Genomic DNA, 10,808 nt, shown 5'->3' on the forward strand with positions numbered 1-10,808 from the left:
GTTGAAGACATTGGAATTTTGTCAGTATACAGTACAGACTTAACTAGTACACTAGAAAAAGATTTAAATAATAAAAACAAAAAATAAAGGCTAAACTTAATAAAAAATTAAGGTTACCACAAAAAGTGGGGCTTTACACCAGAGACATTAAAAAATATTTGTCTCTGGTTTTTTGTCCCCAACATTTCCTCTAAGGTAAATAGCAACTAATCTGTATTTAATTTTCTATACAATTTTTAAGCTCGTTAAAAGACCTAAATGTTTACCATAGTAAATTTCTTGCTTTAATATTCCAAAGAAATTCTCCATTTGAATGAGTCTTTGAAATTTCTTCTTATTTACTAGCAGTCCGATTCGTTTAAGCATGGTCTGTATTCTTCTATAGCCATAGTTTAAATTATTTTGCATATGGACTTAATACGTTCTTGTAAATACTCTTCTTTATTTTTTCTATAGAATCTTTTTTGCCAATACATGTATGTTAATTTTGGAAAATTTAGTTTCTTAATCAAGCCTTTTAATTTAAATTTTTCTCTTAATGAATGAATTATAATAGTCATTCTCTCCTTTTTTACCTTCATCTCAAGTAAAATTTTACTATATTTTGACATGAAAAATTGATCTTTAAAAGTTGAATTTTTAAATCTCACTTCTTGGGTTCAGTTCAAATAGGTATTACTTTAAATTATTTTTGTAACTTATTAATGACTTCTGAAATTGTCTTACATTCAATTATTTGAAGTTTACTCTTTTTATATTTACCGGGAGATGTAAAAACTCTTTTAAATCCCATCCTCTCAGCTTCTTTAATTCTTTCATCAATTGATGGAACGCCTTTAAGCTCTCCAGTCAGTCCCACATCAGCAATAAAAATAGTTTGAGTATCTATAGATATATTTTTTAATGACGAAAATATACTCATCATTACTGCCAAGTTTGAAGCTGTTTCTTTTAATTTTATTCCGCCTGTAGTCTTTATAACTACATTCTTATCCATTAATTTCATATTGGCTCTCTGCTCTAAAATTGAAATTAAAGTATTTAAGTGTTCTCTCCTCATACACTCTGAAATTCTTGAAGGGTATGGCAAAAAGCTACTTGAAGCTAAAGCTTCTATCTCAAGTATTATAGGTCTAGTCCCTTCTCTCACTACAGAAAGTGCTGAACCAGGCAATTCTTCTCCTTGTTTTCTCTCTGTCATAAAATATTCTGACGGATTATCTAATGAGACAAGTCCTTTTTCGTCCATTATGAAAAATCCCATCTCTCCTGTAGAACCATATCTGTTTTTGGTAGCCACTAAAGAGCGTAATTGTTCATTATTTTCACTCTCTAACAAAATTACTGTGTCAACAAGATGTTCTAATGCACGAACTCCTGCTAACTCATCTTCCTTTGTCATCTGACCAACTAAAAATACCATCCTTGGTCGTTTACCTTTTGCAACTTCTACCATTCTATGAGCACATTCCATTACTTGAGTGGGAGCGCCAGGCCTTGATTGTATCTCTCTTAAAATAAATGTCTGTATAGAATCTATTATTATAAAATCCGGGTCTATTCTATCTATTTCTTCTAGACAATAATCCATAACATTAGTTGAATAGACAAACAAATTTTGGGATATATTGGCTAAAATTCTATCGGCTCTGCTTCTTATTTGAGATTCTGATTCTTCTCCTGAAGCGTATAATATTTTAAATCCCTTAGTTGCTAAATCATTTGCAACTTGAAGTAATAATGTAGATTTACCTGCACCCGGTTTTGCCGTTATTATTGAGATGGAATCTCTTACGATCCCACCTCCCATAACTCTATTAAATTCTTCTATTTCAGTTTGTACTCTTTCAGAGTCTCTTACTTTAACCTCCCCAAGAGGACGTGCATTTTCCTTATTTTCTAATAACTTAGATGATTTTGGACTTTCATCAACTTCTATTAGAGTATTCCATTCTCCACACCCTGGACACTTTCCAAAAAATCCATTTGAAGTATAGCCACAATTACTACACTTGTAAGATGTCTTTTTCTTCATCTCTCTTTGCCTCTTTAAGTTTTTTAAAAGTTACTTTCCTATTGTAATCAACTTTTATTGAATCTCCCTTAGCAAATTCTCCTTGAAGCAATTTTTCTGCAAAAATATCTTCTACGCTGCTTCTGATAGCTCTTTCAAGAGGACGAGCTCCAAACTCTGGATCATATCCTTCTTTTGCAATATGAGTTGCAAGTTTATTAGTAAATTCTGCCTTTATATCCATTTCAGAAAATCTTTGTTTTAACTTATCAAGCATTGTCTTTACAATTTCTGTAATTTGTTTTAAATCTAATTCTCTAAATACGATGACTTCATCTAACCTATTTAAAAACTCAGGTTTAAAAGTTTGCTTCATTGCTTCTTTTACAATTTTAACCATATTTTCGTATTCTTCTTTAGATTTATCTCCTGTGGAGAATCCCATTGAACTCTTATTTCTAAGTCTTGATGCTCCAACATTTGAAGTCATTATGATAACTGTATCTTTAAAACTTACAGTCCTTCCCTTAGAATCCGTTAGACGACCCTCATCAAGAATTTGTAACAGTATGTTAAATACATCTGGATGAGCTTTTTCAATTTCATCAAACAACACTACAGTATATGGGTTGCTTCTAACTGCGTTTGTTAATTGTCCACCTTCATCATACCCAACATACCCCGGAGGTGAACCCACTAGCTTGGCAACAGTATGCTTTTCCATATACTCAGACATATCTATTCTCAAAAGATTATCTTCTGAGCCAAACAATTCATTAGACAAACTCTTCGCAAGATATGTTTTCCCAACTCCAGTAGGACCAACGAAGATAAAACTTCCTATAGGTTTATTTGGATCTTTCAAGCCAATTCTGGCTCTCTTTATAGCTTTCGATACTGAATTTATAGCTTCATCTTGTCCCTTTACTCTAGATTTTAAATTAGCATCTAAATCTATTAATTTTTTATTTTCTTCTTGCGTCATCTCAGTAACTGGCACTTTACTCCATTCAGAGACTATTATGGCAATATCTTCTTTACTTATTTCAAGTTTGTTTTCAGATTTTTTCTCTTCACTCTTTCTATTTTCAAACTCTTTTCTAAGCTGTCTTTCTTCATCTCTCAATTGAGCTGCCAGCTCAAATTTCTGTTCTTCTACTGCTCTATTCTTTTCAATATCCAAATCTTTTAGTTTATCTTCAAATTCTTTTACATATTTTGGAGTCTTGTATGATTGAATTTTAAGTTTAGAAGCAGCTTCATCTATTAAGTCAATTGCCTTATCAGGTAAAAATCTGTCAGTTAAATATCTATTTGATAACTTAACTGCACTCTCTATTACCTCGTCCGGTATAGTTACATTGTGATGTTCTTCATATTTTTCTTTAAGTCCAATTATTATGTCGATTGAGTCTTCTACTGAAGGTTCTTTTACGCTGATTGGCATAAGTCTTCTTTCAAAAGCTGTATCTTTTTCAATATGCTTTCTATATTCATTTATAGTAGTAGCTCCAATTATTTGTAGCTCTCCTTTAGTCAACATAGGCTTTAAAATGTTTGACGCATCCATAGCTCCTTCAGCAGCTCCGGCCCCTATTATTACGTGTAGCTCATCAATAAACAAAATGGTATTTTTATCTTCTATAGCTTCATCAATTACATTTTTTAAACGTTCTTCAAAGTCTCCTCTATATTTTGCACCCGCTATAAGACCGGAAACATCCAAAGTTCTTATAACTTTATTTGCCATTATTTCAGGAACTTCTCCATCATTTATCTTTTGAGCAAGCCCTTCAGCTATTGCTGTTTTACCGACGCCGGGTTCTCCAATTAAAACCGGATTGTTTTTCTTTCTTCTAGATAAAACTTGAATAACTCTTCTAATCTCTGTTTCTCTACCTATGACCGGATCAATCTTTCCCTCTGCTGATTTTTTATTTAAATTGGTAGTATACTTTTCCAATGTTGTTTCAGATTCTGAGGTCCCATCTAAATCTTCATCCTCTATTTCTGTATTCAATATACTTTCTTCCAAAACTTTAGCGTCAATCCCAAGTCTTCTAAGAACTAATACAGCTATTCCTTGACCCTCTCTTAAAATTCCAAGTAAAATGTGTTCAGTTCCAATAGTTTCTAAATCATCTTCTTTTGCCGCTTCATAAGACAATTCAAATATCTTTTTAGTTCTTGGTGTATATATTAAATTCCCGTTGACAACTTCATTGCCCTTTGTAACTATCTCATACGTTGCCAATTTTACACTTTCATAGGTCAAGCCCAAACTCTTTAGGATTCTCGCCCCTGTGCCTGTTCCTTCTTTAATTATTCCAAGCATAAGGTGCTCAGAACCAACATAATTTAATCTCGCATCTCTAGCTTCATTTTGTGCAAACAATATGGCCTTTTGACTTTTTTCTGTGAATTTCCCAAATATATTCATCTTTTAAAAGACCTCCTTCATCATCTTTCTTACTTCTTTCGCCCTGAGTACATCTCTTGACTTCATATCTAAGAGTGAACCCGTTTGAATTTGTAATCTCCCATTTTTAAACTTTGAAATTGTATCAGCTAAATTCAAATTTATCTTTGGCTTAAAAACAGATAGTTCTATTCCCATAAATAAATCTGACAGCTTTTCTATTACTTCATTTTCACTTATCATTCTACAACAAGATAGTGTACCTAAAGCTCTGTTGGCTATGTCCTCTAATTCAATAGAATGATCTAGATACAAGTTCTTTCTATTTTGTTCTTCCATGTCCACTATCTCTTTAGTTATATTATTGAGTTTATTTATATACTCTTTTTCTGTAATTCCTATTGTTCTATCTGGAGATAATTTTAGTATAGAGTCTATTGAACCTCTTTCACTGTTTAATCTATCAACACGATATCCCAATCTCTTTAAACTTCCTATCAAAGAATCATTCCCAAAATAAGAGGTAGCTGGTAAATGTAGTAAGACACTTGCGCTCATTCCATTCCCACATAGATTAGGATTGGATGTTAAAAAACCAAATTTTTCAGAATATGCAAATTTAACTTTCTCAGCTATAAAATCATCTAATTTATCTGCATTATCATATATTTTCTCCAATTCCAAACCGTCTGACATGCTTTGAATAACAATATGGTCTGAATCATTTAAAAATACATTTGGCTTTTGTGAGCTCGTGTATATTCCTGAAATAAGCTCATTTTTAAAAATATCTCCCGTTGCATTGTAAGATTCATATAGCTTAAGTTTATCTAAAGAATTCATTTCCTTAGTTTTTCTCAACTCATAACCTAAAGGAAATAGTGTTTCAGTAACTTTATTCTCTATTTCTTCTGCTGATTTTATATCTATTTTATCTACAAAATTAAATCCACTTATATTTCTAAAAATTTTAACTTCAGTTTTTAGAACTATCATTTACTCTCCCTTATTTCTTTTATTCTATCCCTAATAATCGCAGCCTTTTCATATTCTTCACTTTCAATAGCTTGTCTTAAACTCGCCTCAAGCTCTTCCTCTTCTCTTCTCATAGATATAGCTATGTCTGCTGATTGTGGAATTTTACCCTTGTGCTTTGAAGCATACTTCAAGTTATTTAACATACTTGAAAGTTCTGAGCTGAAAGTTTCATAACAACTTTCACAACCCAAATGATTTTTCTCAAACTCATCAAATGTAGTCCCACAATTTGGACAAGATTTCTTTATTATTTCTTTATCGAAATTTCCAGTCAACTTAAATAATTCTTTTAAAAAAGAATCTACTTGGCTACTTATAGCTTGATTAAACGTTAAATCCTCTTTCATTTTCTTTTCAGCGCAAGTAGCACATAAATGAACTTCTTCAACATTATTCCCAGACATTTTGGTATATGAAATTATAGCTTCATTTTCTTTACAACTATCACAAAGCATAGCTACCTCCTAACTGAATACTACAAGTATTATATTTTTTAAAATACTTGCTCTAACCTCATTTTTAAAATCTCCACTCATACCAAGAGACCTGTCGCTTATACTTACTTTAATGATTTCATACTCTCTTCTATTGATGTACTCTCTTTTCAAAAGCTCGTCAATTAACTGATCTGCTTTATCTTTTGTGATGGAATTCCCAATTTCATCAATAAAAATTTGTAGTGTTGACTTTTCATTTTCAACCTGAACTCTTACAATCCTTATATATCCTCCTCCACCACGTCTTGACTCAACATAGTATCCCTTATAGGGAGTGAATCTTGTAGTTAAGACATAATTAATTTGTGAAGGCGCACAGTTAAACCTATCCGCAATTAAAGCTCTTTGAATTTCTAAAGTTCCATCTCCATCTTCTAATAATGTATTTATAAATTCTTCAATTGAATTTGATAGTTTTGCCATTTCATCATCCTCTGACCATCTTTGTCTTTTTGATTAAAAAAATTTTTCCCTATTCTTTTTAATTGTTTTAATATCATAGCACTAAACTATGAATTTGTAAAGTTTCGCACTATAATTGTAAGTTTAAATAAAAAGCCAGCTCTCTTGGAAAGCTGACTTTTAATTTTTATTTACTCATTGTAGCTGAAACTTCCGTCCAAACTCTGTCGTAAAGGTCAACATTTTCTCCTAAATCTCTAAATGTTTCTAATTTAGGAAGCTTTGTATAATCTGGATAAGCAACTTCAGATTTTGAAAGTTCTTCCGGTAAAAATTCTTTAACTCCATCAATTGGAGATGTAAAGCCTACTAAATATTCTGCATTTTTAGCTGATATTTCTGGTTTTGACATAAAGTCTATAAATTTTTCAGCAGCTTCTTTATGTTGCGTTCCCTTAGGAATTACAAATGCATCTACCCAAAGATTAGAACCCTCATCTGGAACAACATAATCTAAATCCGGGTTTTCGCTTATCATAAGCGCAGCATCTCCTGAGTACATAACTGCCATAGCTGCTTCACCTTGTACAACAACATCTCTGGCATTATCTGTTAAATATGCTGAAACAAGAGGTTTTTGATCTATTAGAGCTTTTTTAGCTGCTTGTAATTCTTCAGGATTAGTCGAATTTAGAGAATATCCCAATTTTGCAAGTGCAACTGCTATAGAATCTCTTTGTGAATCATACATAATTATTTGACCCTTGTTTGTCACATCCCAAAGATCTGCCCAAGAAGTGATTGGCTTAGCCACCATAGTCTTGTTATAAACTATTCCTAAAGTCCCTGAGAAATAAGGAATGCTATATTCATTTGTAGGATCATATTCAGGATTTTTAAATCGAGCATTTATTTTTTCCGAATTAGATATCTTTGAAAAATCTAATTTTTCAAGTCTATCTTCTTTTATTAGACGTTCTATCATATAATCAGATGGTACTACTACATCATATTGGTCTGCTCCTTGTGTAAGCTTTACATATAAATCTTCATTTGATGCAAATGTATCATACACAACTTTTATACCCGTTTCATTTTCGAACATCTTTATGGTTTCAGGGTCTATATATTCTCCTGCATTGTAAACATTGATGGATTCCTTAGTCCCACCACCACATGCCACTAACATCAGCATAGTCATAATTGAAAGCAATACTAAAACTTTTTTCATTTAACACTCCTTAAAAATTAATATTTTCCCTATTCCCGGGATTCCTATTTATTATTAACAACAATATCAACAATGCGATAAACATTATAGTTGACATTGCATTAATAGACGGATTTATACCTTTTCTCGCCATAGCATATATTGTTATTGATAGATTTGATACACCATGTCCTGTATTAAAATAACTTACTACAAAATCATCAAGTGATAATGTAAATGCCATCAAAGCTCCTGTAACAATTCCCGGTCTTATCTGAGGAATTATAACTTTTGTTATAACTTGTGAGGGCGTAGCTCCCAAGTCAAGTGCAGCTTCTACGGTATTCTTATCCATTTGACCAAGCTTAGGTAAAACAGACAAAATCACATACGGAGTACAAAACACAATATGTGAGATAGTCATTGTTAAAAGACCAAATCTCAAATGTAGAAAACCAAAAAGTCCCATAAGAGAAACCGCTGTTACAATGTCAGGATTCAAAACTGGCAAGTAGTTAACATCTAATAACATACTTTTTTTAAATCCTCTTAACTCATTTATTCCTATTGCGGCAATAGTTCCCAATACAGTTGCGACTACTGTTGCTATTAAAGCTACTATCAAAGTATTTTTTAAAGCTTCTAAGATAGTTGGATCGGTAAATAAATTTTTATACCATCTCAGAGTAAACCCTGCCCACTTACCTTTTAGCTTGGAGTCATTAAAAGAAAATACCATCAATGTAACTATTGGTGCGTATAAAAATATAAAAATTAGAACGAGATAAAACTTATCTATTATTTTTCTCAAAATATATTACCTCCTTCATGATTTTTATCAAATATTTTATTAACTCCCATAATTATCAGAAGTATAAATATCAATATCATTGAAACCGCTGAACCAAATCCCCAATTTCCTGTAAATGAGAATTGTTGGTCAATCAAGTTTCCTATTAGATAAATATTGTGTCCACCAAGTAAGTTTGAAATTACAAATGTTGAAATAGCTGGTATAAATACCATTGTAATTCCCGTATAAACTCCCGGCAAAGACAAAGGCAATATTACCTTTGTGAAAACTTTAAATTTATTTGCCCCTAAGTCACTTGCTGCGTCTAAAAGATTTTTATCTATTTTTAGAAGTATAGTATATATAGGAAGTACCATAAAAGGTAAGAAATTATAAATCATACCTATCATAACAGCATTCATATTGTACATTAAATCAAACGGTCCCAAACCTATTAATGCAAATGCTTTATTTAAAAGTCCATTATTCCCCAAAATAGTAAGCCACGCATAAGTTCTCAACAAAAAGTTCATCCACATTGGAATTATGAATAAAAGTATTACATTCTGTCTTATACTTGGTTTTAAATTAGCTATTATATAAGCTACCGGATAGCCTATCAATAGACAAACTACTGTAGATAAAAGAGCAACTCCTACTGATATTCCCAAAATTTTTAAATACAACGGCTCAAAAAAACTTTTATAATTTGCCAATGAAAATTCAAAATTTTCAAATCCCATTGAAGAACTGCCGTTGAAAGAATACATAAATATAAGAATTATTGGAAAAACTATAAATATTGCAGCCCAGAGTGCATAAACATACGAATATTTTTTCATTTCTCACCCATTACATGTATCAAATCAGGGTCTACACTTATTCCAACATTTGACCCTATCTCTCTACTATCTGTAGATTGAACCAACATTATATAATCCCCAACTTGAACTTCTATATCATAGTGCACACCTTTGAATACTTCTGAAATAACTGTACCATAAATCATACCAGTTTCCGCAAGGTCTATATCTTCAGGTCGAACCACAACTTCAACTTCTTGATTTTTAGAAAATCCAGTGTCGACACAATCAAATACATGTCCTAAGAATTCAACCTTGTAATCTTCTTTCATAACAGCAGAAATAATATTACTTTCTCCGATAAAATCTGCAACAAAAGCGTTCTTTGGCTCATTATATATATCTATAGGAGTTCCGTATTGCTCAATACGTCCTTCATTCATTACCACTATCTTATCTGACATAGAAAGAGCTTCTTCTTGGTCATGAGTTACATATATAAAAGTGATTGCAACTTCTTGTTGAATCTTTTTAAGTTCAACTTGCATTTCTTGTCTTAACTTTAAGTCCAATGCTCCCAAAGGCTCATCTAACAATATTACCTCCGGTTCGTTTACCAATGCTCTTGCAATTGCGATTCTCTGTTGTTGCCCACCACTAAGAGAAGTTATTTTTCTCTTAGAGAAATTAGCTAAGTTCACAATTTTTAATGTCTTTTCCACTTTTTCTTTTATTTCGCTCTCTGGCAACTTTTTAATTCTAAGACCAAAAGCTACATTGTCGAAAACATTTAAATGTGGGAATAATGCATAATTTTGAAATACTGTGTTTATATTTCTTTGATATGGTTCAAGATTAGTTATATCTTTTCCCTCAAATATAACTTGTCCTGATTCAGGAGTTTCAAATCCTCCAATAATTCTAAGAGTGGTTGTCTTTCCACATCCGCTTGGGCCAAGCAATGTCAAAAACTCTCCCTTTACAACTTGCAAATTAAAATCTTTTAAAATTTGCACATCGCCATAACTCTTATTTATATTTTTTAAATTAATTACATATTCGCTCATGAATCCTCCTTAAAAATGTGGCGGAGAGCTCACCATCAATACCTTCGCTAAAGTTTCTCCATTTTCAATATAAAATTCACTATCTGCCTTGAAATAAAAAGTATCTCCTCTCTTTAGTTTGTACTTTTTATCACCAAATATTAATTTTACTTTACCTTTCTCCACATATCCAAATACCTCTCCTTCAAACGGAGGATTCTTTTTGGATACTGCACCTTTTTCTAACTCTATAACAACCGGCTCCATCAAATTTTTCTGTGCATTTGGCACAACCCAGTTAATAACATAATCTTCCTTCTCACTCACAAATTGATCATCAGCCGTAAATACAATTTTTTCTTCCTTATCAGACGAAAAAAATTCAATCGGCGTCGTTCCCAGTGCTTCAAGGATATCAATTAATGTGGCTACTGAGGGAGAAGTTAAGTTTCTCTCAAGTTGAGAAATAAATCCCTTTGTAAGTTCAGACCTGTCTGCAAGTTCTTCTTGAGTCAGCTCTTGTTGAACTCTTAAATTCTTTATCTTACTTCCTATATCCATGTACACCACCACTAAAACTTTTTAC

General features: G+C 32.0%; 11 protein-coding genes. All 11 read right to left on the reverse strand.

Annotation, left to right across the window (positions count from 1 at the left end; genetic code table 11):
* Positions 1-225: 225 nt before the first annotated feature.
* The 11 genes from HMPREF9129_RS12860 to HMPREF9129_RS08100 all read right to left on the reverse strand — a co-directional run bounded on the left by HMPREF9129_RS12860 (position 226) and on the right by HMPREF9129_RS08100 (position 10,783).
* Positions 226-408, reverse strand: a complete 183-nt coding sequence (locus tag HMPREF9129_RS12860; RefSeq protein WP_004822376.1) for an IS3 family transposase — start codon at positions 406-408, stop codon at positions 226-228.
* A gap of 277 nt (positions 409-685) precedes the next feature.
* Positions 686-2,035 (reverse strand): DNA repair protein RadA, encoded by a 1,350-nt coding sequence (radA, locus tag HMPREF9129_RS08055; RefSeq protein ID WP_004822379.1) that lies wholly within the window; start codon positions 2,033-2,035, stop codon positions 686-688.
* Entirely contained in the window at positions 2,007-4,454 is a 2,448-nt protein-coding gene (locus tag HMPREF9129_RS08060; protein ID WP_004822382.1) for an ATP-dependent Clp protease ATP-binding subunit, read from the reverse strand. Before HMPREF9129_RS08060 ends, radA begins: the two co-directional genes overlap by 29 nt.
* A gap of 3 nt (positions 4,455-4,457) precedes the next feature.
* Positions 4,458-5,429, reverse strand: a complete 972-nt coding sequence (locus HMPREF9129_RS08065) for an ATP--guanido phosphotransferase (protein WP_004822383.1) — start codon at positions 5,427-5,429, stop codon at positions 4,458-4,460.
* On the reverse strand, positions 5,426-5,926 hold the full coding sequence (locus HMPREF9129_RS08070; protein WP_004822385.1) for a UvrB/UvrC motif-containing protein: 501 nt from the start codon (positions 5,924-5,926) through the stop codon (positions 5,426-5,428). Before HMPREF9129_RS08070 ends, HMPREF9129_RS08065 begins: the two co-directional genes overlap by 4 nt.
* Before the next feature lie 9 nt (positions 5,927-5,935).
* Entirely contained in the window at positions 5,936-6,391 is a 456-nt protein-coding gene (locus HMPREF9129_RS08075; protein WP_004822388.1) for a CtsR family transcriptional regulator, read from the reverse strand.
* A 166-nt stretch (positions 6,392-6,557) separates the two neighbouring features.
* The gene (locus HMPREF9129_RS08080; RefSeq protein WP_004822390.1) at positions 6,558-7,601 is read right to left on the reverse strand and encodes an ABC transporter substrate-binding protein; all 1,044 of its coding nucleotides are present in this window, start codon (positions 7,599-7,601) and stop codon (positions 6,558-6,560) included.
* Between the two features lie 10 nt (positions 7,602-7,611).
* Entirely contained in the window at positions 7,612-8,391 is a 780-nt protein-coding gene (locus HMPREF9129_RS08085; RefSeq protein ID WP_004822391.1) for an ABC transporter permease, read from the reverse strand.
* On the reverse strand, positions 8,388-9,215 hold the full coding sequence (locus tag HMPREF9129_RS08090; protein WP_004822393.1) for an ABC transporter permease: 828 nt from the start codon (positions 9,213-9,215) through the stop codon (positions 8,388-8,390). Before HMPREF9129_RS08090 ends, HMPREF9129_RS08085 begins: the two co-directional genes overlap by 4 nt.
* Positions 9,212-10,243: an ABC transporter ATP-binding protein gene (locus tag HMPREF9129_RS08095; protein ID WP_004822394.1), complete on the reverse strand. Its 1,032-nt coding sequence runs from the start codon at positions 10,241-10,243 to the stop codon at positions 9,212-9,214. The genes HMPREF9129_RS08090 and HMPREF9129_RS08095 overlap by 4 nt, the downstream gene beginning before the upstream one ends.
* Positions 10,244-10,252: 9 nt before the next feature.
* Positions 10,253-10,783 carry a helix-turn-helix domain-containing protein gene (locus HMPREF9129_RS08100; protein ID WP_004822395.1) on the reverse strand — a complete coding sequence of 177 codons (531 nt, stop codon included), beginning with the start codon at positions 10,781-10,783 and terminating at the stop codon, positions 10,253-10,255.
* Positions 10,784-10,808 lie beyond the last annotated feature (25 nt).

The sequence above is a fragment of the Peptoniphilus indolicus ATCC 29427 genome (assembly GCF_000227315.1).
GTDB classification, from domain to species: domain Bacteria; phylum Bacillota; class Clostridia; order Tissierellales; family Peptoniphilaceae; genus Peptoniphilus; species Peptoniphilus indolicus.